The 25,914-nt window shown below is 37.9% G+C and carries 19 protein-coding genes and 1 pseudogene; 15 read left to right on the top strand and 5 right to left on the bottom strand.

Going from position 1 to position 25,914, the window contains the following annotated elements; translation table 11 throughout:
- Positions 1–94 precede the first annotated feature (94 nt).
- On the bottom strand, positions 95–1,117 hold the full coding sequence (gene nagZ / locus FTU12_RS00620; protein WP_180088981.1) for a beta-N-acetylhexosaminidase: 1,023 nt from the start codon (positions 1,115–1,117) through the stop codon (positions 95–97).
- Between the two features lie 200 nt (positions 1,118–1,317).
- On the opposite strand from nagZ, the gene FTU12_RS00615 reads away from it, so the two are divergent.
- The 4 genes and pseudogenes from FTU12_RS00615 to FTU12_RS00605 all read left to right on the top strand — a co-directional run bounded on the left by FTU12_RS00615 (position 1,318) and on the right by FTU12_RS00605 (position 7,759).
- Positions 1,318–3,528 (top strand): carboxy terminal-processing peptidase, encoded by a 2,211-nt coding sequence (locus FTU12_RS00615; protein ID WP_180113536.1) that lies wholly within the window; start codon positions 1,318–1,320, stop codon positions 3,526–3,528.
- A gap of 431 nt (positions 3,529–3,959) precedes the next feature.
- Complete coding sequence (locus tag FTU12_RS00610; protein ID WP_180026003.1) at positions 3,960–6,026, top strand: bifunctional diguanylate cyclase/phosphodiesterase; 2,067 nt, start codon at positions 3,960–3,962, stop codon at positions 6,024–6,026.
- A 242-nt stretch (positions 6,027–6,268) separates the two neighbouring features.
- Positions 6,269–6,340, top strand: a pseudogene (locus FTU12_RS16610) (hypothetical protein); the annotation flags it as partial.
- 216 nt (positions 6,341–6,556) lie between these two features.
- Complete coding sequence (locus FTU12_RS00605; RefSeq protein WP_178868015.1) at positions 6,557–7,759, top strand: site-specific integrase; 1,203 nt, start codon at positions 6,557–6,559, stop codon at positions 7,757–7,759.
- A 216-nt stretch (positions 7,760–7,975) separates the two neighbouring features.
- Here the strand turns inward: FTU12_RS00605 and FTU12_RS00600 are convergent, their stop codons facing one another.
- The gene (locus FTU12_RS00600; RefSeq protein ID WP_178868017.1) at positions 7,976–8,269 is read right to left on the bottom strand and encodes a pyocin activator PrtN family protein; all 294 of its coding nucleotides are present in this window, start codon (positions 8,267–8,269) and stop codon (positions 7,976–7,978) included.
- Between the two features lie 95 nt (positions 8,270–8,364).
- Between FTU12_RS00600 and FTU12_RS00595 the strand changes: the two genes are divergently transcribed.
- Positions 8,365–9,600, top strand: a complete 1,236-nt coding sequence (locus FTU12_RS00595) for a hypothetical protein (RefSeq protein ID WP_180113535.1) — start codon at positions 8,365–8,367, stop codon at positions 9,598–9,600.
- Between the two features lie 100 nt (positions 9,601–9,700).
- Here FTU12_RS00595 and FTU12_RS00590 read toward each other — a convergent pair whose 3' ends face one another.
- Positions 9,701–10,597 (bottom strand): hypothetical protein, encoded by an 897-nt coding sequence (locus FTU12_RS00590; protein ID WP_180113534.1) that lies wholly within the window; start codon positions 10,595–10,597, stop codon positions 9,701–9,703.
- A gap of 462 nt (positions 10,598–11,059) precedes the next feature.
- Here FTU12_RS00590 and FTU12_RS00585 point away from each other — a divergent pair, with 462 nt between their 5' ends.
- From FTU12_RS00585 to FTU12_RS00565, 5 genes are all read left to right on the top strand, one after another.
- Positions 11,060–11,968, top strand: a complete 909-nt coding sequence (locus tag FTU12_RS00585; RefSeq protein WP_178868278.1) for an inovirus-type Gp2 protein — start codon at positions 11,060–11,062, stop codon at positions 11,966–11,968.
- A 105-nt stretch (positions 11,969–12,073) separates the two neighbouring features.
- Positions 12,074–12,352 (top strand): hypothetical protein, encoded by a 279-nt coding sequence (locus FTU12_RS00580; RefSeq protein WP_180113700.1) that lies wholly within the window; start codon positions 12,074–12,076, stop codon positions 12,350–12,352.
- Positions 12,353–12,374: 22 nt separating this feature from the next.
- Positions 12,375–13,406 (top strand): DUF932 domain-containing protein, encoded by a 1,032-nt coding sequence (locus FTU12_RS00575; protein ID WP_179994222.1) that lies wholly within the window; start codon positions 12,375–12,377, stop codon positions 13,404–13,406.
- Between the two features lie 194 nt (positions 13,407–13,600).
- Positions 13,601–14,659 (top strand): YqaJ viral recombinase family protein, encoded by a 1,059-nt coding sequence (locus FTU12_RS00570; RefSeq protein WP_180113533.1) that lies wholly within the window; start codon positions 13,601–13,603, stop codon positions 14,657–14,659.
- A gap of 194 nt (positions 14,660–14,853) precedes the next feature.
- On the top strand, positions 14,854–15,753 hold the full coding sequence (locus FTU12_RS00565) for a hydrolase or metal-binding protein (RefSeq protein WP_180113532.1): 900 nt from the start codon (positions 14,854–14,856) through the stop codon (positions 15,751–15,753).
- A 98-nt stretch (positions 15,754–15,851) separates the two neighbouring features.
- Here FTU12_RS00565 and FTU12_RS00560 read toward each other — a convergent pair whose 3' ends face one another.
- Complete coding sequence (locus FTU12_RS00560) at positions 15,852–16,448, bottom strand: putative adenosine monophosphate-protein transferase Fic (RefSeq protein WP_032007969.1); 597 nt, start codon at positions 16,446–16,448, stop codon at positions 15,852–15,854.
- A 12-nt stretch (positions 16,449–16,460) separates the two neighbouring features.
- A complete protein-coding gene (locus tag FTU12_RS00555) occupies positions 16,461–16,628 on the bottom strand; it encodes a YhfG family protein (protein WP_079280864.1) in 168 nt (55 codons plus the stop codon).
- Positions 16,629–16,785: 157 nt separating this feature from the next.
- Between FTU12_RS00555 and FTU12_RS00550 the strand changes: the two genes are divergently transcribed.
- From FTU12_RS00550 to FTU12_RS00530, 5 genes are read left to right on the top strand one after another with little or no spacing between them, the layout of a single operon-like run.
- On the top strand, positions 16,786–19,644 hold the full coding sequence (locus FTU12_RS00550; protein WP_180113531.1) for an SNF2-related protein: 2,859 nt from the start codon (positions 16,786–16,788) through the stop codon (positions 19,642–19,644).
- A 25-nt stretch (positions 19,645–19,669) separates the two neighbouring features.
- Complete coding sequence (locus FTU12_RS00545; protein WP_180113530.1) at positions 19,670–20,767, top strand: AAA family ATPase; 1,098 nt, start codon at positions 19,670–19,672, stop codon at positions 20,765–20,767.
- On the top strand, positions 20,764–21,423 hold the full coding sequence (locus FTU12_RS00540; protein WP_180113529.1) for a DUF4276 family protein: 660 nt from the start codon (positions 20,764–20,766) through the stop codon (positions 21,421–21,423). The genes FTU12_RS00545 and FTU12_RS00540 overlap by 4 nt, the downstream gene beginning before the upstream one ends.
- The gene (locus FTU12_RS00535) at positions 21,423–23,099 is read left to right on the top strand and encodes a site-specific DNA-methyltransferase (protein ID WP_180113528.1); all 1,677 of its coding nucleotides are present in this window, start codon (positions 21,423–21,425) and stop codon (positions 23,097–23,099) included. Before FTU12_RS00540 ends, FTU12_RS00535 begins: the two co-directional genes overlap by 1 nt.
- Positions 23,096–25,894 carry a DEAD/DEAH box helicase gene (locus tag FTU12_RS00530; protein ID WP_180113527.1) on the top strand — a complete coding sequence of 933 codons (2,799 nt, stop codon included), beginning with the start codon at positions 23,096–23,098 and terminating at the stop codon, positions 25,892–25,894. The genes FTU12_RS00535 and FTU12_RS00530 overlap by 4 nt, the downstream gene beginning before the upstream one ends.
- The last annotated feature ends 20 nt before the right edge of the window (positions 25,895–25,914 follow it).

The raw sequence follows: 25,914 nt of genomic DNA, 5'->3' as shown, positions 1-25,914 counted from the left end.
TTGTATAGCACCGAAGCACTTATTTTGACTTCATCATAAATCAAAAAGGAGCACCTTGTCGTGCTCCATTTTCTAGAATTTTGAAAGTCTTGGATTAGCAATATTGATTTTTAAAATCCACAATGCGGTTACGCACATTTTGCCAGTCCGCTCCGAGTTCAATGCTTTGTCCAATCTCAATTTGTGGGATTTTTCCGCGCATACGTTCTAAGCGTTCCTGATTTGGAAGAGCCAAGTTTTGAATTCCATCAAGCGCAATGCATGCAGATTCACGGTTATTACATACGAGGCCCATATCACAACCTGCATTTAATGCTGCTTGGATACGAGCATCTGCGCCGCCAGCGACACAAGCTGCTTGCATGCTTAAATCATCGGAGAATAAAACGCCATCAAATTGGAGCTCTTGACGTAAGACTTTCTGAATCCAATACGGTGAAAAACCAGCAGGGTTAGGATCAATATTTTCATAAATCACATGCGCAGGCATTAAGGCATCAAGCTGTGGTTGCAGTTGAATAAAGCTTTGCATGTCTTTTTGATAGATTTCTTCATAACTACGATGGTCAATGGCAGCAGCAACATGTGAGTCTGCTTTCACCGATCCATGGCCTGGGAAATGCTTACCTGTAGATGCCATCCCCGCACGTTTCATACCTTTTAAGAAAGCACTTGCCAATGGAATAATGTCTTGCATATTTTTGGCAAAACCACGGTCACCAATCACATCACTGACATCATTTAAATCAAGCACCGGTGCAAAACTGAAATCGATGCCGACCGCAAGGACTTCGGCTGCCATCAACCAGCCACATTGTTCAGCCAGTTCAACAGCTTTTTCAGGTTCAGTTAAGTAAATTTCTCCAAACTTACCCATAGCTGGTAGGAGTGTGAAGCCTTGCTTTAAGCGTTGTACACGACCACCTTCCTGATCGACCGCAATTAAAATATCAGGACGAATTTGACGCATATGGTCGGTCAGGGCACGAACTTGTTCAGGAGATTCAATGTTACGACCAAATAAAATCATGCCGCCAACTTGTGGTGCTTGTAATAGTTCAATATCTTCTTGGGTGAGTTCTGTGCCAGCAATGTCGAGCATTAATGCGCCAATCATATTCGGTGTCCGTGTTGGAATTTTTAAGGAAAAACAATACCTGAATTCTGCAATGATTTGCTACACTTTGTCAGCAGAGAATATGATAAAACTACACGACATAAACATATTAAGTTGTTTAAGATTTTGAATCTATTCAATTCAGGTCGAAAACCAACACGGTAATATTGGTCTTAATACCAAGGAAGTACAAATTATTTATGAAACTTCAAACATTAGCTTGTGCCGTTGCGATTGCGACAGGTGGATTCTTTTTCACTCATGTGGTGAATGACGCAATTGCTGCCAATAATACAGAAGCAGTGAGCGCGGGTACCATTCAGCCCACACAAGAGCAAGCCTTGGTCTCACGTCAGCTTGCAACATTGGTAGACCGTCAACACTATTTAAATCAGCGTTTAGATGCCAATACCTCTAACCGTATTTTAGATTTTTATATTGATAGTTTAGACGCTGAACATACGTTGTTCTTGGCATCGGATATTGAAAATTATAAAAAACGTTATGGTTCAACTTTTGGTGCAAATCTCAAAGCGGGCAATTTAACAGGGCCGTATGCGATTCATGCGCAATATCGTGAGCGCTTAAAACAGTTCTACACCTATATGTTGGAAGAGCTGAAAAAGCCACAGAATTTAAATCAACCGAATAACTACATCGAAACCGATCGTGAAAAAGCGCCATTCTTTAAATCGACAGAAGAACAGCGTGCGCATTGGAATAAAATGTTGGTCTCTCAGCTGATCAATTTAACCATCAGCAAAGAAGAAGAGAAAGCCAAACAGAAAGCCTTAAAAGATGACCCAACACTGGCAAATGGTCAAGATTTAACTGGTCCGGAAGATTTAACACCTGAACAGACTTTAACCAAGCGTTATACGCGTCAGTTAGAGCGGATTAGTCGTTTAAAAAGCGATGATGTGCTTGATAAAACTCTGAATGCCATGATGTTGACGTATGATCCGCACAGTAACTATTTTCCGCCTGTAGATGCGATGGAATTGAACCGTCAAACCACGTTGCAATTGGAAGGGATTGGGGTGTCGATTCGTCCTGAACGTGGTAACGAAGACTACACCAAAATTGAAACGATCGTGGAAGGTGGTCCAGCCAGTAAGTCAGGGCAAGTCAAGTCGGGCGATCGCATCGTTGGTGTTGCTCAAGATGGCGACAAAATGGTGGACGTGATCGGCTGGCCGAGCAATGAAATTGTCGGACTGATTCGTGGTAAACGTGGCACCAAAGTGACTTTACGTTTATTGGGTGCTGGTGCGTCCATGAATCAAGCGCGAAATGTCACGATTGTACGTGATGTAATTCAAGAAGAAGATGCAGGCGTGCGTTCACGTACCGTTGAAATTGAACGTGATGGCAAAAAACATAAGTTTGGTGTGATTGAAATTCCATCGTTTTATTTAAATTATCGTGCACGTCGTGCGGGTACAGACTACCGTTCTGTGTCGGAAGATACCAATAAAGCCTTAAAAACATTAGATGCGCAAAATGTTGAAGGCATCATCATTGACTTGCGTAACAACCCAGGCGGCTCACTTGAAGAAGTGGCACGTATGCTTGGACAAGTGATTAAATCAGGTCCAGTGGTGCAAATCCGTGATGGTAATGGCAATGTCAGCGTGTTTGAAGATGATGATGGTGGCGCGCAAACTTATGCAGGCCCATTGGCGGTATTGATTAATTTGGCTTCGGCTTCTGCGAGTGAAATTTATTCTGCTGCGATTCAAGACTATGAGCGTGGTGTGGTGATTGGTAGTACCACAACGGGTAAAGGAACAGCGCAGGTACAACTTGACTCTTTAGCCTATGGTCAAGCAACCTTAACGCAACGTAAATTTTACCGAGTGACGGGCGGCAGTACCCAAAATAAAGGGGTCGTACCGGATATTAAGCTGGTCGATATTTACAATGAAGAGTTTGGTGAGCGTAAATCGAAAAATGCTTTACAGTGGGATACTATTCCAACTGCACCGTTTAAACGTGAAGGCTCGATCCAAGCCTATGTTCCAGATTTGATTAAGTCATCTCAGCAACGCGTCACGATTGATCCTCAATTTAAGTATTTAGAGCAACGTACAGCGATTGCAAAAAAGACGGATGAGCAAAAGCGTGTGGTACTCGACTTAACGAAGCGTAAAGCTGAATTGTTGGCACTAGAGCAAAAGTCTTTGGATGCTGAAAATCAACGTCGTAAAGTGGTGGGTCAAAAGCCTTATGCCAACTGGGAGAGCTACCAAGCGTCTATGGATGCATTGGTGGAAGCACGTGCGAAAATGAAGGCGAACCAACGTCCAGCACTGCCTGAAGAAGAAGTCTTTGTGACGGAAGCAGCGAATGTGCTAATGGACTATGCCAAATTACAAGGTACGAATCCAACAACAGCAGCCAAAAAGTAAGCCATTCATCCATAAAAATATTGAGCTGATTGCTTAAGTTTTTGACGGAAAAGATGAATTTACCTATTGAGAAATAGCGAGCTACGGCTCGCTATTTTTTTGTGTAGAGAGGCATGATTTAAATCTAGAAAACAATATAGAAATCAATCTAATTTATTCATTTTATTATGGTTAGAAACTGTTCTAAAATAAAAACCACCTGATGCATTTTTTATCAAAAGTTTAAGTTTTGGTGAACTTGATCAAGCTTTCTTTTTTTAAATTAATCAGTTGCTTAAAATCTTGAAAGAAAGACTTGACCATTATCGTAGACTAATAGATTCTAAGGGAAAATAAGTAAGTAATTGAAAACGTAACAAGTTAAAGGGAAGAGATAGATTGGGTAATTCGGTTAAAGAAAGTGCCACGATAACCTAAGCGGAACGCTTGATATGACTCATATTCATTATGATTACAGTCTGGTCGCTGGTTCAATCGTAGTTGCATTATTAAGTTGTTACTTTGCTGTTTCACTCGAACAAATGTTGTTTCGTGGAACACGACCAAGATATGAAAATGTCATTTTATTCTTCAGCGGTGCAATTTTAGGTGCTGCGATCTGGTGCATGCATTTTGTAAGCATGATAGCCAGCCATTTGCCTTCAAGCCATAGTTTCGATACCAGTCTGACCCTGATATCCTATTTTATTGCTTTCGTTGCTTCCACTTTTGCTGTGTGGTTAACCACACGACAGACATTACCTTTTCCTCGTTTAATTTTAGGTTCAGTGTTAATGGGCCTTGGCATTTCCGGCATGCATTATACCGGTATGCTGAGTTTAGCCGTTCAGGGCTATGAACAACGGTATGAACCTTTAATTGTTATCTGTTCAATTTTAGTTGCGATCTGTGGTTCGGGTTTGGCCTTTTGGATGACGTTTAAAAATAAATATTCGCCAAAACGGAATATTTTGAATGTCTTTGTCGCATTAATGCTGACTTTTAGCATTGTGGCTATGCATTATATTGGTATGGCTGCTGTTGATTTTGTACCGCTAAACTCGATGGATGTATTGGTGGCAGCGCAGATAAACCATAATTTATTGCTGTTTATTGTCTTATTTGTCACCAGTTTATTGTTGATGGCAGCCTTTAGTGTAGCGGTATTAGAACAACGTTTAGAGCATCGCAGTTTACAGTTGATGCGTGCAAATCGAGAATTGGCCAATCAAGCGGTACAAGACAATTTGACCCGTTTACCTAATCGACTGTTTTTGGCTGAATATGCACATTTTCTATTTACAGAGCATCGCTTAAGACAAGATAAAATTGCTTTTATTTATATTGATATCGACCGTTTTAAAGCGGTCAATGATGTGTTTGGACACCATGTGGGTGATCAATTGCTGATTCAAATTGCCACGCGAATTCATCGTTTAATCGATGATCAAGCCAAATTGCTACGAATCGGTGGCGATGAGTTTCTGATTGTGCTTGAGTCGGCAAGCAATGACTCTGCGACAGCAATGTCTGAAAAAATATTGGAATTGATGCAAGAAAGCTTTTTGATTGCAGGCAAGGAAATCAATATTTCAGGCAGTATTGGTATTGCGATGTACCCTGAACATGGTGCGAACCTACAAGATCTGCTGATCAATGCAGATACAGCAATGTTGAGTTCAAAGTATCAAGGGCGGAATACCTATTCATTTTTTAATTATACCGCTGACCAATTTGAAGAAAAAAGTCAGACGAAACTGATCAATGATTTATATAAAGCGGTAGAAGAACAACAATTTATCTTATTTTATCAGCCAAAATTCAATGCCACTGATCGTGAAATTTGTGGGGTTGAGGCCTTAATTCGTTGGAATCATCCAACCTTAGGTATGCTGACGCCAAATAAGTTTATCAATGGTGCGGAAAAAACTGGACTGATTATTGCCATGGGCTATTGGGCGCTTGAAGAAGCCTGTAAGCAAATTCAGCACTGGGAAAAGCTGAATATGCCGCTGTATCCGATTGCGGTCAATTTATCGGCCATCCAGTTTGAGCATAAACATTTATTTAGTACTTTAGAGTCGCTTTTTGCACGTTATGAAATTAACCCGTCAAATTTAATTATTGAAATTACCGAGTCAACAGCGATGCATCATATCGATGCCAGTATCGTGACTTTTGAACATTTGAGACAGATGGGGATTAAAGTTGCGATTGATGACTTTGGAACAGGACATTCAAGTTTCTTGTATTTAAAAGAACTACCTGTAGATGAGCTGAAAATTGACCGTGAATTTATCCGCAATTTGAGCGTTGGCTCTAAAGAAGAAATTATTTTAGAAAGTATTATTCACTTGGCAATTCGACTGGGGCTAACAGTCACTGCAGAAGGTGTAGAGACAGAACAACAAGCAGAAATTTTAAAACGTTTAGGTTGCCAACAGTTACAAGGATATTTGTTAGGAATGCCGATGCCAGTGGTACAGCTTGAAGAAAGCATGAAAGCGAAAGTTGAATAAGGTCATTTGTGGTCTTATCGTATTGCCAATGAGTATAGAAGAAAAGACAGTGGAATACGTTATATCGTCGATAAAAACAGGTCGTCATCCAATGTAAAACATCAAGACACGCCACGCTAAGATTTTGACTCAACCCGATGTGGTTGATTATTTTTAATGGTCAATCTGATACAATATCGCCAATTTTCCATATTGATCAGATCTGATCTTTTGCACTGCGAGTTTTGCAGTAGGTGTCTTTCATGAGTTTTAAAGAAGAATTAGCGACACAGGTCGCTCAGCGACGTACTTTCGCTATTATTTCCCACCCAAATAACACACTATAATTCATCTTATTCCAACCCATTTCAAAAGCATTCAAAATAAAATTAATATTTTATTAAATTACAGTATTTTAATAAATTTTTTTTCTTATACCCATTGCATCATGTTTCAAGTTGAATTAAGTTTATTCAGAAGTTTTGTGTACATGAGTGTGTACATATTTGATGTTATTTTTTCTGATTTAAAATTTTGTACACAGGTGTGAAATGCCACTTACGGACACATGGCTTAAAAAGAATTTAGGTAAGACTAGGGATGAGCAACATGTCGAACCTGATAGAGATGGCTTGAGTGTACGTGTGTCACCTAAAGGTAAGATCACTTTTCAAATGCGCTTCAGATACGAGGGTAAGCAAGCTCGCCTAGACTTGGGTTCTTACCCCAATTTGACTTTATTACAAGCTAGGCAAGAGTTGCAAAAAATGAAAGGTGTCCTAGAGGCAGGACATGATCCAAGAGTATATAAAAAGTTAGAAGTTCATAAAGTGACGAACGCACTAACTTTTAAGGAGCTCTATTTAGAATGGCATGAAAAATACTGCATGCCGAATAAGAAAAATGCACAACAACAATTGCGGTCTTTTGAGTTGTATGTGTTTCCTAAATATGGATATCTGCCAGCAGATCAAATTACACTACATATGTGGTTAGAGTTACTAGAAGACCATTTTGAAAAATCTGCATCAATTACTGATCGACTGCTAACAAATACAAAACAGTGCTTAGATTGGGGCGTAAATCGTAGGCTGATTGAGAATAACCCGATACGTCATATAACTGGAAAACGTGATCTCAACATTAAAAAGAATAAAGTGGATCGAATTCTTGAAGATGACGAAGTGGCACTAATTTGGAAAATTTGCGATGAGTCTAGAATGGCGTTGAAAAATGCGCTGTTTATTAAAATCTGTCTCTTCTATGCTAATAGATATAGTGAGTTGAGGATGGCAAAAAAATCGGATTTCGATTTTGAACGCAAAATTTGGACTGTACCACCTGAAAACCATAAGACAGGTAAGTATACAAAGCGACCTCTTCTTAGACCGATATTGCCTGAAATTGAGCCTTTTATTCAGCAGGCTATGGAGCTGAATAGTTCCATCTATATGTTCGTGAATAATGGGACTAAAGAGATGTATGGGCAAAATGGTCCAGGTAAGCTACCGTATAATGTCATGCAATATGCAAGAAGACATTATGGTGTTGAGATGAAACATTGGTCTATGCATGATTTAAGACGTACAGCTCGTACTCATTTTAGTCGTTTTACATCGCGTGATATTGCAGAGTTAATGATTGGTCATACCATGCCAGGAGAGCAAGGGACATATGACTACCATGATTATCAGAAAGAGATGGGAATCGCTTATAAACAATGGTGGGATAAATTGGAAAGCCTAACTAGTTAGGCTTTCATTATTTCTAAAAAATTTAGCTTCCCATGTTTCTATTTGCTCTCGGTCCCAAAGACTTGTAGACCCCTTTACTGCTTTTATGGGTTGCGGGAATGGCTCCGCAAACATTTTTTGGTTTGGCTGTTGCCATCTCCATAATGTAGCGGCTGCTTTGATATTGAATTTTTCACGTATCTGTTTGGAAGTGAGGTATGACATCTTTAACCACCATCAACCATTGTTTTTGCACGTTTGGTGTATGTCGGTGTCTATGTAGGGTTGATTAATTCGTAGGGCCTTTGAAAGGAACTCTGAAAAATCAGCTAGGTTGATAAGGTAAGGAGCTTTTTGGCTATCATCAATTCTATAGCATGGGAATGGGAAATCCATGTTTCTAGCCTTTTCAAGCAATTTAGCTTTACTTAAATGAGGATAATACATGGCTCCTACTTGCTCGAGAGTAGGAGTCATTGTTTTAAACTGCATGAATAAATAGTCTGATAAATTCATTTGTACTTTGTTCATTTGGTCACTCTTTCAAAAGTTAATTCTTGAATCATTAGTCATACAACTAAGGTATAACTAACTAAATTCACTGAAATAATTGTAAAAAAAAAGAAATGACGAATAATGAGGAAATAAGGGTAACTTTTTTCTTCATAGACAGCTCAATGCCAAAACTAACAGACATTCAAATCAACACTATTAAACTATTAGATTATTTATACTTCTACGATATTGTTTCGCTAGAAACCTTTTCTGATGAGAAATTGGATTTTTATAAAAGGTTGAATGATTCTTTTCATCTAATTTTAGCTACAAGAAAATATAAAGGGCTGAGAGCTGAGCACTACAAGCATTTACTGTTGATGGGGCTAGACTTAAATATTGCCTATTATAGTAAATCGGATAAGATGCAAGAGAATGATGTTAGCAATTTTATCTCTGCTTTTAATGATGAGATACGTTCAGAAGTCGATAAGGCGGATTTTCCTATTGATGAATTTGCCCAAGATTTGCAGAACATATTGGATAGACAACCTATAAATCCGTTGAGCGGAAATGAACGCTATAAAATAGTTAGTCAGTTTTTAAGCTATGAATATGACAATATTGCCATTGGAGTACTTGGAAAATTACTTGATATGGGGATCTTAAAGGTCTCGAAGTATAGTAAAGCCTATCAGGTGATTTCTCAGGAATTGTTAGATAAGTTATTCTTTAGAGCTATGCTATTTCTTGAATTAGAAATTTTTAAAAATAAGCTGTTGGCATCAAATTTAAAAATGTCGCAGATTGTAGATTTGAATAATTTAAGTGACCATGAAAAAGTCATTGCAGTTATTAAGTCTAACGCCAAGTTGGAAGCTTTGGAAAAAGTAGATTATCAGCGTATCTATACTATTGATCTAAACAAAAAAAATGATTTGTCGAGGTATTTTACTAATGTGGAGGCAAGGTTAGGGCATAATCCGATCTTTAAACCCAACCTTGCATCTTGGGTTAGCTTGCTAGGAGCATGGCATCTAATGCTGGTCAAAAAGAACAACATAAATAAACCATTATACCGTGAGACCCCTATCCACATCTTAGATGCTGAACCTACCTGTTCTGAGATAGCCAAAAAAGAAATGGAGGAGTATGGCTTTGCTATTTCGGAAAGAACCTTATTTGATCAACATAATAGTATTTTTGATTTTTATAAGCTTATTAGATTTACAGTGAATGACATGATAGATGATGGCTTCTATGGAATATTAGAACCAGTACTTACTAAATATTTCTTTTATGATCCAAATATTGGGGATAAGTTTAAAAGTGCTTTAAGCAAAGTGAATATGAGCTTAAATCAATAAAATTTTATTAAGATACCTATTTTCATTAGGTCTGCACGCACAAACCCAATCTTAGTTATATAATGGACTAGATTGGGTGTGACTGGTGGAAAGATTATTTTTACAAATATAGGTTTTCTCCATCGACTGAACAGCATTCTTTGGCATAGGTTTCATTGATGAGTCTTTCGATCATTTGCTCTTCGGACAGACCATTCTTGAAAGCTAATGTAAGCAACGCTTCTCTAGCTCTTTTAGTTAATGCGTAATAGTTAGGTTTTTTCACCTTTTTCTCCTCACGGTGCTTTTTTTGATACCACGCGTTATATAATTTTTTTCTTAGAGCATAGTGAATATTTTCATCTTCATAATAGATAATATCAAATATTGAGTTAATTAAAGTCTCATATTCAGATACATGTGATGCATCTCTTCTGTATTTTCTAAATTCTGAGTTTTCATTAATATACTTTTTAGCCCATACAAAAAAATCAGAGCATGGTGATTTAAAGTGACTGTTGAATTTTGAATATATTTTGTCAAATCGATAATATATATTTTCAATTGATCTAGAATTTTCATAATAAAAAGGGATTGTATAAGCCAGATAAAGGAGCTGGAAGTATAGATTTTTTATATCTAAAATTAAGCGATCTCCTTCTTTTTCATTCAAGACTTTGCATGCAAATTGTAAGAATCTTTGATTATCTTTAATTTTATTAAAGTCAAAAGAATGTATTTTGATTCTAGATTGAAAATCCTTTAAATCACGTAAAAAATAATAGATATCATCATCACTACTATTATTCATTTCATCAATTATAAATTTACTTATGTTCCTGAGTTTATCTAGGCTGTTCAGTTTTGCTATGTCTTTTTCTATAGCATCGTTGCTCTCCCGTATTCTGCGATTGTTATCAATATTTGGGCGATGATAGACAAATAGTGCCCAGATAAGATCTTCATCTGGAAGTTGTGTCAGGAATGATTTTAGATTGTCTAGTTCAGAATTGCGCATTTTGTATCCTGTTTTTAAAAAGCTTACGTCATACTTTAGGTAATAAAAACAATACTTTCTACTAAGTTTTTCACTCTATTTCCCCTTGTTTTGCACTATATTTTTAAAAGCTTTCTACTAAGGGATAAGGGGGTTATAAATAAAAAATGTTTAGGCAATATAAGTTTTTAATTTAATTTTTTTATAACTAAAATTAGGTACTAAAACGATATAGTCTAAAATTCATTTTATTCCTTAATTCTAGCTTTTTTGAGACTAGAGCCTGCATGAATTTAAGCGTAGAGCAGGGAGGAAAAGTTTTTCATGTGGAGAATAGGTACTGCACTACAGGAGGAATTTGGACTCCCTAAAGCTTTGGTTATTAATCTAATCGTTTATTAGGTAACCCTCTATTTTAAAGTAAACGTATACATATACTGAATTCCCTATACCTATGTAACTATCACACACATAGGTTTAAACATGAGAAATTTAATTAATCAGGCACAACTTACACTTGATATTGAGAACTTCTTAAAATGTCTTAAAAGAAGAAGTAGGGAATGGGATGAATTCTATTCACAGCTTACTAATCTGTTATTAGACTTTAATGATATTTATGATCCTGATGATGAATACCCAGGTTATCTTAAATTCTTTGTAATTCTGAGATACGACTTACAAAGCATAGACTCTGATGAGGTTGATCTTAAAGATGAATTGGAAATGATTGGGTATAGAGAGATCAGAAAATGGTTTTTAGATTTATCTGAGGATTTTGAAAAAGATTATAAGATAATCGAAAAACAGAAAGATGAAAATAAAATTGAAGTGCAGAAATATTGTAGATCAATACTTAATAAATGTAGTCGAATATTAGTCGCTCGTGTGGACTTGGGGTATTTGCAAGAATATTCTAGTCGAATTAGAGTTGAAGATATTTATAAGGACTTAGATATACTGCTTAATCGTATCCAAAATAAAGATGGCATATTTAAACATGTAATTGGATTTGCATGGGGAATAGAACAAGGTGGTAAAAGTAAAGGTTTTCATTGCCACTTAGCAATCATCTATGATAATGCCTACCGTGCTGGAAGCGCGGAATATTGGGGGAATGAAATTATTGAATTATGGAAGGATATTACTAGAGATTTTGGTCAAGGCTATAATTGTTGGAACCATAAACGTGTAGCGGAACTTCGAAGTAAAGATGAGCTAGGGATCGGTGTGATTCATCGTCGCGATTCAACTCAAGTGGCAAATTTTATTAGAGCAATGGAATATATTGCTGATCATCATAAACGTACTCTTCAATACTTACGCGTTAAGCCAAGAGGACGAAGAGTATTTGGTAAAGGTCAGTTAAGAGCACAGTATGATAGACGCTAAATGAAAATAATCTCAGATATACATTATCTAGGTGAAAACGAGGTTTTAAATACTTTGCAAGGCTTGCCAATCGGTGAGCCTTTGTCATTTCTAGAGGTATATATTATGAGTTTAAATTGTCCTTATTGCTTATCGGATCAGGTCATTCAGGTTGTTAATCAGCAAGTGAGTGGATCTGATTCCACAAGTCTAGCAGCATCAGCTTCGTTTGCCACCATTGGTGCATCCATTTCAAAGGGTTTACCTTTGCCTGTATCACCACTGCTTGGCGGGCTTGCAGGTGCGGTCATTGGTGGTTTATTCAGCAGCATGTTTGATGAGCCGAAAAAGCCAATCACCGTGGCCTACTATCACTGCAATCACTGTCAGCAGAATTTTCGTTGAATCATCATAGGAGATCAGAACGATGGCACATCAAATCGAACAAATCGCCTATGTTGGCGAAACCCCTTGGCATGGTCTAGGCAATCAGCTAAGTCCGAATCAACCACTGGAAGTCTGGGCACAGCAAGCGGGGATGGACTGGCGGATAGAATCCTCTAACGTCAGCTATATGGCACAGAATGAACGTGGTCAGAGCATCATCATGCCTTTTGAAGAGCAGCGAGTGTTATACCGTTCAGATACACATGCACCTTTATCTGTGGTCAGTCAGCGTTATCAGGAAGTTCAGCCTAAAGAGATTCTGGAGTTCTACCGGGATCTGACTGAGCAATCTGGCTTTGAGTTAGAAACCGCAGGGGTTTTGAAAGGTGGGAAGAAGTTCTGGGCTTTGGCACGTACCGGGCAAAGTACAGCATTGAAAGGCAAGGATGTCAGTAATGGTTATATCTTGCTTGCTACTGCATGTGATGGCACGTTGGCAACGACAGCACAATTCACAAGTATCCGGGTGGTCTGTAACAACACGTTAGCCATTGCGCTACGTGGACAAAGCAATAGTGCAGGTGTGGTGAAAGTTCCACATAGCACCAAGTTCGATGCAGAGAAAGTGAAACAGCAATTGGGTGTTTCAGTTCGTGCCTGGGATGAGCACATGTATGAAATGAAACAACTCACACAGCGTAAGGTGAGTCAGCAAGAAGCCAAAGCTTATTTTGATGCCGTATTCAACAACAGCACCATGTCAATTTCCGATCCTGAAGAAAACATCATTCAGTTCTATCGTAATGTCGCGCAGCAATCTCAAGAGAAAAAGCCTGAACCCAATGGTCGTGCCATGAATAAAGCTTTAGAGATGTTTAATGGTCAAGGTCGTGGTGCTGAATTGTCATCAGCTAAAGATACGGCTTATGGCTTACTGTGTTCGATCACAGAATTTGTGGATCATGAACGACGTGCCATGAGTACCGATCATCGTCTTGATTCAGCTTGGTTTGGTGCAGGCGCAGGTCTTAAGCAACGTGGACTGGAACAGGCTTTATCTTTGATAGCCTAAGCTCATGTAATTCATCCAACCTTAACCCCGCAAGTCTCAACAATCGCTGAGTACAGCACACACGTAACTCTCTCTACTTACTACTCACAATCAACAATCTGAATCAGCATGCATATCGCCATACCCGACCTCGTGTCGGGTATGGCTTTTTATGCATTTCTTTTACAGAGATCAGAATTAATAAGGATAATTCCATGAATCAAATTGTACCTATTTCCCATCAGCCTACGACGGTAGGATCAAAGATCGTAGTTAATCAAACCATCACCACCAAACGCTCAACAGCAGCCAAGCGACTAGTCAATACCAAAGGAATGGAATATCAGGACTGGCTTGAAGTTCGTAAACAAGGTATCGGTAGCAGTGATGCAGCAACAGCATGTGGCTTAAACCCATACATGTCGATGCTAGAACTGTGGCTAATCAAAACAGGTCGACAAGCTCAGTCCATTGAAGATGAAAGTACAGGTGTTGCCCCACTGTACTGGGGCAAACAGCTCGAACCTTTAGTGGCTGAGTATTACAGCATGCACACCAATAATAAAGTTCGTCGAGTCAATGCGGTACTTCAGCATCCTGATCCCGATAAACACTTTATGTTAGCCAATCTGGATTACAGCGTAGTAGGCAGCGATGAAGTCCAAATTTTGGAATGCAAAACAGCAGGTGAGCATGGAGCAAAATTGTGGCGTGATGGTGTGCCTTTATACGTGCTTTGTCAGGTACAACATCAACTGGCGGTGACTGGTAAACAGGCAGCCCATGTTTGTGTGTTGCTCTGTGGGCATGAAACCAAAATATTTAAAGTCACTCGTTCTGAATCGGTGATCGAACACATCATCAATGCGGAACGTTACTTTTGGGAATGTGTGGAAAAGGACACGCCACCATCCGTGGATGCAAGTGAATCCGCAGCAAAAGCCATTCAGCAGTTGTATCCAAGTCATGTCCCACTGACCGTTGAAGATCTATCACAGAATGAAACAGCCAACTTCATGTTTGATCAGCTGATCAAACTGAAAGAAGAGATTCAGCATAAACAAGAACGCTTTGATGGGCTAAAGCATCAAATCCAAATGCTGATGAAGGATGCAGAGCGTGCCACGTTTAGTCGTGGCTCAGTAGTGTGGAAGAAAACCAACGATAGTATCTATTTGGATACCAAAACACTGCTCAAGTATCAGCCTGATCTCATTGAGCAATATCCACTAAAAAGACAGGGCAGTCGTCGCTTCAACATCTATATCGATTAAGCCCACATCATTCACCTCATCAAAAATGCACAAAAATCGCTCCCCGCTCTCTACATCATGTGTAGAGAGCAAATCGGTCGCGATCTTTGCAGCTAAAACTCAGCTTTTTAACATTTGGGTCACTTATTTGGTCCGTGTTCTGACCTACATAGAAGCACCCAAATCTGTAAGGAATTAAATATAGGAGTATCACCATGATTAAAGGTCTAGCGATCACACCGCCTACACTTGGACGTATCAGTATTGGTCGAGTCGTGGAAAAGAATGGCAAACGTCTACCTGAAAAAGATGATCAATTCACCATAACCTCGCAAATCCAAAATAAAGAAGGATGGGTCAAGCACCCATTAGATGAACAGCTTCGAGCGAATTCACCCAATCAGAAGCTTCGTTCAATTCCTGTGCGCATGATCTTTAATGATCCTGATCTGAACTTGCGAGCAGAGTACACCTTGTTTGATCGTCAGACTGGGCGACCTATCTGTGTGGGTGATGGTCAAACTTGTCAGCGTTTAACCAACCAAGGCGTTGAACAGCATCCGTGTCCTTCACCTGATTTATGTCCTTTGGCTCAAGGAGGCAACTGCAAACCTTATGGGCGCTTGCATGTGAATTTGGATGACTCGGATGAATTTGGGACCTTCATCTTTAGAACCACTGGCTTTAATAGTATTCGGACTTTGGCTGCACGATTGAGTTACTACAGTGCAGCTTCAGGAGGCTTACTGTCGTGCCTACCATTGCAACTCACTTTAAGAGGCAAAAGCACCACACAAAGCTATCGCCAACCTGTGTATTACGTGGATCTGACTTTACGGGAGGGTATTAGCCTGAATGATGCCATTACTCAGGCCAAGCAAATTGATGAACAGAGCAAGCAGGCTGGATTCTATCAGGAGGCTGTAGATCATATCGCCAGACGAGGTTTTGCGAATGCAAGGTTTGAAACGGATATAGAGGAAGGGCTAGATGTGTTGGAGGAATACTATCCTGAACAAGAGCAAAGCTTTATGGTAGAACAACAAGCTTCGCATGAAGGGTTTGTGCAGGATATTCAGCAGGGGTTGCAGCAGAGTGTCAGAGCTGTGAATTGAGCACAGTTGAATTATCTAGTCAGCTTGGTAAGTCAATTAATGGATTCTGAACAAGTTGGCTAGTCACTAATTGAAGGGAGCTTTGGCTCCCTTATTTTTTAGTCTGGTAGGGTAAGACATGATTCAAATATTTGAATTAATAGCTGCAAATTACCATAAAAGCCTTCAATATTTGCTTGTACCCATTGTTCTTTAGAGTTGATTTTCGACCAATCAATGCCATAGCCACAGTAGGCAATTAGGTGTTCAAAGAAAATACGTTGGGTACGTCCATTACCCTCACGAAATGGATGGATGACATTGAGTTCACAATACAAATCAGCAAGTTTAGGTATAAATTGTTGTAGTTCTAGACCTTGAAAGTAATTCTGCTGCTGAAGTGGATTAAGTAATTTATTTATTTCAATTTCGATACGGGAAAATGTACAAAAGCGAGTATCACCTTTAGAGATATCAATTTGCCGAAGTTGTCCTGCCCATTCGTACAAATCGCCAAAAAGCTGTGCATGGATAGATTGTAAGTAGTGCAAATCGTAAGGCGGTTCCGCATATTCAATTAAGCTACTCGATAAGCCTGATAGTTCAAGTTCCGCTTGTTCTAAAACCTGCTCATCACGGATATTCAGTTTGTTTTTTAGAATATTTGTCCCCGAATAGCAATATAGGCTATCCCCTAGTTCCCCATACTTATCCATAGCCGTACTCAGTTAGCTTTCAGGTTGTGAATACTTTTTATATTTTTGCAAAATTTGCGCTTTGCTTAGTTGGGTTAGATTACCTGATGTGGTAATCCCTTCAAGCTTGAGGCTGGCTTGGTAGTTTTGCACGCGTGTTGCCTGAATATGTTTTTTTTTCTGTTCGGTGGATTTAAGCATTTTAAGACTCCATCAATCTAACAACTAAAATTAGTATAGCAGAGAAGATAACTCTACATCAGTGCGATAAATCATGTATGTTTCATTGCAGATTAAGCTGGAAAAACTTTTATTAATGTTATGATATTTTCATCACTTGCTTATAAAACATTGAGTTATGTCAGTCATGCTTTCTAATCAACAAAAACAATATCTATCATGGTTGCTGACTAAAAAATCTGCGGACAATTCTATTGATTCACTTGCGTCAACATTGATTGACTCGCAAGTTGATTTGAACCCACATCAAGTTGATGCCGCTTTATTCGCATTCAAAAATCCACTATCCCAAGGTGTTCTACTGGCTGATGAAGTTGGTTTGGGTAAAACCATTGAAGCAGGTCTAGTGATTGCCCAAACTTGGGCTGAGAGAAAAAAACGTATTTTAATCATTACTCCAGCTAATCTTAGAAAGCAGTGGTATCAGGAGCTTTATGACAAGTTTGGCTTGAAGGCTGTTATTTTTGAAGCAAAAATTTATAATCAACTTAAAAAAGAAGGTATCTCAAAGCCTTTTGTTCAAGATGACATTATTATCTGTTCTTATCAGTTTGCAAAATCCAAAGCCAATGACATAAAGAATATTGCTTGGGATTTAGTTGTAATCGATGAAGCACATCGACTGAGAAACGTTTATAAAAAACAAAATATAACAGCAAATGTGATCAAGCAATCTCTAGCGCATGTGCACAACAAAGTACTATTAACGGCAACCCCATTACAAAACTCTTTATTAGAGCTTTATGGTTTGGTGAGTATTTTGGATGAACGAGTCTTTGGTGACTTGGAAAGTTTTAAAAGTCAGTTTATTGCAGGTGATAAGGAAATAACACTTCCTCAACTTCGTGCAAGATTAGCAACGGTATGTAAACGAACTCTAAGACAACAGGTACAGCCTTTTGTTTCGTATACAGCACGACGTGCAATTGTTCAGGACTTTACGCCATCTAAAGAAGAGCAACAATTAAGAGAATTGGTCGCTGACTATTTACGTCGCCCTAATTTACAAGCATTACCTGTTGGACAAAGACAGTTGATTTCCCTTGTCTTGTGGAAATTACTCGCTTCATCAACTCAGGCGATTGCTGGTGCTTTAGCCACAATGACTACTCGTCTAGAAAAGAAATTGCTTGATCAGGATTCTAATATTTTGGATGAGTTAGATGATGACTACGAAGCTTTAACAGAGTCTGGAGATGACTATGAAGAGCTTCTTGAAGAAGATGAAATTTTATCAGCTCAAGAAAAGCAAGCAATTGAGTTGGAAATTGCTGAGCTTAAAGAGTTTCAATCTTTAGCCGTAAATATTAAACAGCAGTCTAAAGGGCAAGCTTTACTTACAGCATTAGAGACGTCATTTGAGGCTTTGCAAGAGTTAGGTGCAGAAAGAAAAGCTATTATTTTTACTGAGTCGAAACGGACTCAAGAATATCTCACCGAATTGTTGAAAGGTACATCCTATTTTGATGGATTGGTCTTATTTAACGGCACCAATAATGATGATAAAGCGAAGAAAATCTATAAGGAATGGATTGAGAGATATAAAGGGACGGATCGTGTTACAGGTGCGAAGTCAGCAGATACACGTGCAGCATTAGTTGATTACTTTAAAGAGCAAGGTTCTGTCATGATTGCGACGGAGGCAGGTGCGGAAGGGATTAACTTACAGTTTTGTTCTTTGATTATTAACTATGATTTGCCATGGAATCCACAGCGTATTGAGCAACGTATTGGACGATGCCATCGTTATGGTCAAAAGCATGATGTTGTAGTGGTAAATTTTGTTGATCGAAGTAATGAAGCTGATTCTCGTGTTTATGATTTACTATCTGAAAAGTTCCAACTTTTTGATGGGGTCTTTGGTGCAAGTGATGAAATTCTAGGAACAATTGGTTCTGGTGTGGATTTTGAAAAAAGAATTGCAGAAATTTATCAGGAGTGTCGCGATCCTGAAGAAATAGCACAAAGCTTTGAAAGTTTACAGAATGAGCTTTCGGCTGAAATTAATGAAGCAATGCTGAATACACGTAATTTGCTAATGAATCATTTTGATGAAAATGTCCTCTATCGTATTAAGTCTGATGCTATTCAAATTCGACAGACTTATGAGCAATATTTATTGGCATTGCTCAATGATGAATTTAGTGCTCATGAGGCAAATGTCGTATTTGATGAAAATGGTTTTCAATTAAATGATGCAATTACGATTGATGGAACATCATTCAATATAGGTCGTTATGATCTAGCCAAAACAAATACCCATGAACATGTGATCCGCTTAAATCATCCCTTTGTCCAAGGTTTATTGGATCGATATAAGTCATTGGCTTTAAAGCCTGAAAAACTCATATTTGATTATGATGCGTATGGTTTGCAGGTATCGAGTTTAAAACCTTTCATTGGTGAATCTGGAATTCTCATAGCTGAGCTATTAGAGGTATCTAGCCTTGGGCGTCTTGAACAACATCTTGTTTTGAGTGCAATAACTAATTCAGGTGAAATTTTGGCGGATGATGATCCGGAGAAACTCTTAAAATTACCAATGAAATCTCAAGCTGATATTGCTCAAATTGTATTGCCTGAGAAGATATGTTTAGAGCAAGAAAATCGTAAGAACAAGATTCTTGAGGATGTCAATGTTCGGAATCTTGGATTTTTCGATCAGGAAATTATCAAGCTTGATGGCTGGGCGGATGATTTAAAAAATGGTCTTGAAGTTGAGATTAAGGAAATTGATAAAGCGATTAAAGAAGCCAGAAAATCCGCGACAATAGCAGCTTCATTACAAGATAAGTTGAATTGGCAAAAAACTCAGCGTGAATTAGAGATGAAGCGTACAAAGCTGCGTCGAGAGTTGTTTGATCGTCAAGATGAAATTGATATGCAGCGAAATGAATTGATTGGTCAGTTAGAGGGGCAACTTGAACAAAAAATTGCTGTGAAGAAGTTGTTTGTGATTGAATGGCAATTAACATAGATACTAAAAATTTTGAAGATGGCATATGGTTGATGATATTCGTGAAAAGCAGATTTCACGCATCGTTATTGAAGGTTATAAATCCATAGAAAAGTGTGATTTAGAGCTCAATAGATTAAATATTTTAATAGGTGCGAATGGTGCTGGTAAATCTAATTTGATTAGCTTTTTTAAGCTGATAGGAAAAATTGTTGATGAGCAATTGCAATTAGCAATTGGGGAGTCAGGTGGACCAGATTCAGTTTTACATTTTGGACGGAAAAAGACAGAAAGGCTTAAAGCTGAACTTTATTTTGGTAATAATGGATATAAGTTTAGTTTAATTCCCACTCAAGATAATCGAATGATGTTTGAACGAGAGGCATTGTGGTGGAATGTTCATGGTGATTGGAGAGCGAGAGGTGGGCATTTCGAGAGTTATATTGCAGAGCAAAAGAACAAGACAAATATCTATAATTATGTAGTTCCAGCAATTATGAGTTGGACGTTGTATCACTTTCATGATACGAGCTCGACTGCCACGGTGAAGCAAATTCATAATATCGGTGATAATGAATATTTAAGACAAGATGGAAAAAACTTGGCTGCATTTTTGTATCGGTTGAAGCAACAATATGAGTCAAACTACAAACGTATTGTAAAAACAATTCGTTTAGTTGCTCCGTTCTTTGGTGATTTTCATTTACGTCCTACAGTCTCAAATCCAGAAAAAATTCAACTGGAATGGATTGAAGCAGGGCAAGATGAGCCGTTCAATGCTAGTGCATTATCAGATGGCACTCTACGTTTTATCTGTTTGGTTACAGTATTACTGTTACCTGATGAATTTATGCCAGCAACAATATTAATTGATGAGCCTGAATTAGGTTTACATCCGTATGCAATTAAAGTTTTAGCTAACCTCATAAAGTCTACAGCTATAGATCATCAAATTATCATTTCAACACAGTCTGTTGAGTTACTTAATGAATTTTCATTAGAGGATTTGATTGTTGTCGATAAAATTAAGGGGGACTCGATTTTTACAAGACTTGATTCGGAAAAACTCTCTGAATGGCTTGATGAGTATTCTCTTGGTGAACTATGGAAGAAAAATATCATTGGGGGCAGACCTAATCGATGAAACGTATCTATATTTTGGTCGAAGGACAAACAGAAGAGTCTTTTGTTGATGAAGCAATAGTTCCTTTTTATGCTCAGTTAGACATTTTTATTCAGCCAATTATTGTGTCTACAAGTAAAAGCTGTAAGGGGGGGATAACCAGTTATGCCAAAATAAAACCTCAAATATTAAAGCTTTGTAAACAAGATAGAAATGCATGGGTAACTACCTTTTTTGACTTATACGCTTTACCTAATGATTTTCCAATGAAAAATAGTTCTGGTTATAGTTCTTTAAATAATTGTCACGATAAAGTAGATTTTTTGGAGAATGCTTTAGAACTAGATATTAGTGAACAAAACTTTTTGCCCTACATTATGCTGCATGAATTTGAAGCTTTACTATTTGTTGATCCTGACAAGTTTGAATGGTGGGTTGATGATGTATCAATTATAGATAGTCTGCATCAAATAAAAAATAGCTATACTTCACCTGAAGAAATTAATAACAGTCCACATACAGCACCATCTAAACGTATTTTAGGTTTAATTCCTGATTATAAAAAAGTTGTACAAGGTACGATTATTGCGATGGAGATAGGTCTTGATGAAATGCGTAGACAATGTCTGCATTTTAATCATTGGTTGGATCGTTTAGAAAATTTAAGAGATTTATGATGTCAAAAACAAAACTTGAACTCACTTGGATTGGTAAAGACAAGCGACCACGCCTAGAGCCACGAATTTTACTCGAAGACCCTTCAAAGTCTTACCATGCAACGAGCAAAGTTTCAGAAAATGATATCTTTGATAATAAACTTATATTTGGCGACAACTTACTTGCGCTTAAAGCCTTAGAACGTGAATATACAGGCAAGGTAAAATGTATTTATATCGATCCACCCTATAATACGGGTAGTGCCTTTGATCATTATGATGATGGCTTAGAGCATTCTATTTGGTTAGGTTTAATTCGAGATCGTTTAGAAATTCTATGGAATCTTTTAGATAAAGATTCAGGTAGTTTATGGATAAGTATTGACGATAATGAAATGCCATATTTACGTTTAGTTTTAGATGAAATATGTGGCCGGTCCAACTTTATTGCCTGTAATGTCTGGCAAAAGAGATATTCTAGAGAAAATAGACAGGCAATTGGTGATGTGCATGAATATATTATTGTATATGCAAAAAGTCCTACAAATTTTAAAGCATTAAGAAATAAACTCCCTATTAGTGAAGAACAAGCAAAAGTTTATAAAAATCCTAATAATGATCCTAATGGGAGATGGCGTCCTGTGCCAATGACAGCGCAGGCTGGCCATGCAACACCTAGTCAATTTTATGAAGTAGTTACTCCTACGGGTGCAAGACATGTTCCGCCTAATGGTCGTTGTTGGGGTATTGCTGAAGATACATATAAAAAACTGTTATCCGAAGGACGGATATATTTTGGGAAAAAAGGAGATGCTCAGCCTAATATTATTCGATACCTTTCTGAGGTTGAAGGTGTGGCACCTTGGACATGGTGGCCATCTAATGAAGTAGGGCACACTGATGAATCGAAAAAAGAGATACAAAGTTTATTTGGTAAAGACTTATTTGATACTCCTAAACCTGAGCGTTTAATTGAGCGTATTATTCATATTGCTACTAATAAAGGTGATTTAATTCTTGACTCATTTGCAGGCTCAGGCACAACTGGTGCAGTTGCCCATAAAATGGGTCGTCGTTGGATCATGGTTGAACTGGGTGAGCATTGCCATACGCATATCATTCCTCGTCTGCAAAAAGTGATTGATGGAGAAGATAAAGGCGGCGTTACCGAATCTACTGGCTGGCAGGGTGGCGGTGGTTTCCGCTATTACAAACTCGCACCAAGCTTGATGAAAAAAGATCAATGGGATAATTGGGTTATCAACCCTGAATATAATCAGGAAATGCTTGTCGAAGCAATGTGTAAGCTAGAAGGCTATACCTACACGCCTTCAGAAACCGAGTATTGGAATCATGGCAAAGGTAGTGAAACGGATTTTATTTATGTCACTACACAGACATTGACTGATCAACAGTTACAGGCGATTTCTGAGGAAGTCGGTGAAGGTCGTACTTTGTTGATCATTGCGAGTGCTTGGCGTTCTAAAAATATTGATCGTTTTACCAATCTAACGTTAAAGAAAATTCCAAACAGTATCATTAAAGCATGTGAGTGGGGGCATGATGATTACAGTTTGAATGTTCAAAATCTACCAATGTCAGAACCAGATATTGAAGAAAAGCCAAAAGCAAAAAAAGTTAAAAATACGCAAGAACAAAGTCAGGTAACGGGTGACTTATTTGGGGATCAAACATGACAGCATCAATTCAACATTCACAGCGTAACCCTGTTGCCCAAGTTGTTAAAGACTTAAAAGCACGCTTGTCTTTGCGTGCGCCACAAGCTGAAAGCTTAGAAAAACTCGATTTAGCAATTCAAAATGCCAAAGAGTTATTAATGAAGCAGGGACGAGATACTGATGTTAATGCGCAAACATTAGCAAAGTTACAAACAGTATTTCCAACGTTAACTGACTTTGAAAGAGACTTTCCAAGTATTTGTTTTAGCTTGGCGACAGGTGTAGGTAAAACACGCCTGATGGGTGCTTTTATTGCTTATTTACATTTAGCTTATGACATCAATAACTTCTTTGTTTTAGCGCCAAACTTAACGATTTATGAAAAGTTAATTACCGACTTTACCCCAAATACACCTAAGTATGTATTTGCCAATTTAGCTCAATTTAACTTTCAGTCACCAATGATTATCACGGGTGATAACTACGATAGTCGTGATACTGCAACAGCTAGTTTATTAGGTCAAATACGTATAAATGTATTTAATATTTCAAAAATTAATAGTGAAGTTCGTGGTGGTAAAGAACCTCGTATTAAGCGTATGCGTGAAGTATTAGGGGAAAGCTATTTTAATCATTTAGCTGGGTTAAATGACTTAGTACTTTTAATGGATGAGTCACATCGTTATCGTGCAAGCGCAGGGATTAAAGCGATTAATGAGCTTAATCCTTTAATGGGTTTAGAGGTAACTGCAACACCATTTGTTGAAACCAATAGAGGTCCAGTTGCATTTAAAAATGTAGTGATGGATTATCCATTAGCGCGAGCAATGGAAGATGGCTTTGTGAAAGAGCCAGCAGTAGTGACTCAACGTAACTTTGATCCTAAAGGTTTAAGCACAGAACAGATAGAAGAGATCAAGCTTAAAGACGGTATTCGCTTACATGAAAAGACTAAGGTGCATTTAATTAACTATGCGCAAAATACAGGTCAGTCAAAAGTTAAACCTTTTGTCCTCATTATTGCACGTGACACGACCCATGCTGCTCAGTTAAAAGAACGTATCGAGTCTGATGAATTTTTCAAAGGTCAATACAAAGATAAAGTAATTCAAGTTGATAGTAGTACGAAAGAAGAAGAAATCACACAACGATTACTGTCAGTCGAAGATCCAAATGAACCTACAGAAATCGTTATTCATGTCAACATGCTAAAAGAAGGCTGGGACGTAACGAACCTCTATACAATCATTCCATTGCGTGCTGCAAATGCTCGTACTTTGGTGGAACAATCTATTGGTCGTGGTTTGCGTTTGCCTTATGGAAAGCGTACAGGTGTAGAAGAGGTAGATCGCCTGAGTATTGTTGCTCATGATCGATTCCAAGATATTGTAGATGAGGCGAATCGAGAAGATTCCATTCTTAAATTAAAAACTTATATTCTTGAACCTGAAAATGAAGAGCAAGAAGTCATTAGTGTAACAAGTACATCTCGTTTAGATGTGCTGTTAGGTACGGGGCACAGTCAGCAAACTGATACTCAAGAAACCATTACTATTCAAGATCAGGTTGAGCTAAACGATGAAAAGACTAATGAGACAAAGCTGAAAGTTGATTTGGATTTAACAAACTCAACAGTGATTCAGACAATTCAGCAAGTAAAGAAAGAGATTCAAGCACAGGCTAAAAATACTGAAACTGTAAAACATAGTGAAGATTTAACTCGTCATGAAGTTCAAGCACAAATGACAGCAAATGTACTTAAGGCAATTCAGGAAAATGCCTCAAGTATGGTTCAAGAGTTAGATTTTGGTGATGAGCAAAGTAACAAAAAACTTCCATCCGAAGAAGAAGTATTAAAAATTGTTCAGCAGGTTACAGAAGTACATATTCAAAATACGATTGATATTCCACGTATTTCAGTAACACCTTCTGATGATGTAACAACTGGATATCATTCATTTGATCTTGATGTTCAAGGATTGCATTTACAGCCACAAGAGCGTGAATTAATTGGTCAAAACTTAAGTAATAATCAAATTTTCAGTATTAAGGCAGATGAAGCCTTGAATGAAAAGAGTCCTCAAGATCGTATTGTTTATGCATTGATCGATTTTGATGATATTGATTATTTTACTCAGGCTGATTTGTTATATAACTTGTCGAATCAAATGGTAGATTATTTCAAAACCTACTTAACTGATGACGAGGTAATGCAGGTTGTTGAACAAAATTATCAAACGATAGCTAATAATATTCATGGTCAAATGCAAGAGCATCATTGGGAAAATGCATCAAACTATAATGTTGTAATTAACCGCAGTTTTGTTGAGCTAAAACAGCCAAGTTTTACGGCAGTAAAGGAAATTCCACCTCAGTCTATTCGCGTGACACCCGCTCGAGGAATACCAATTAAGAAATTGCTTTTTACGGGTTTCTCAAAATGTCTCATGGTTTTTCAAAAGTTTGATTCCGATACAGAAAGACGCTTTGCAATTATTTTAGAACGAGATAGTAATAAATGGTTTAAGCCTGCAAAAGGGCAATTCCAAATTTATTATAATTTTCAAGGGGCACAACCTGAATACATTCCAGACTTTGTAGTTGAGACGGAAAAGTATTATTTGCTTGCTGAAACAAAAGCAGAGAATGAAATGACTTCAGAAGAGGTAGTCATAAAGGCTCAAGCTGGAAGTGAGTGGTGCAAGAATGCCTCAACAGTGTCGACCAAACCTTGGTATTATTTATTGATACCACATAACGAAGTTACTGAAAGTAAGAGATTAGATGATTACTTAAGATTTAGAAATAAGTGATTGCAAAAGCTCTAACCTAG

Source organism: Acinetobacter sp. YH12063 (genome assembly GCF_013419715.1).
GTDB lineage: Bacteria > Pseudomonadota > Gammaproteobacteria > Pseudomonadales > Moraxellaceae > Acinetobacter > Acinetobacter amyesii.
This window is presented reverse-complemented; position numbering and strand designations above follow the sequence as displayed.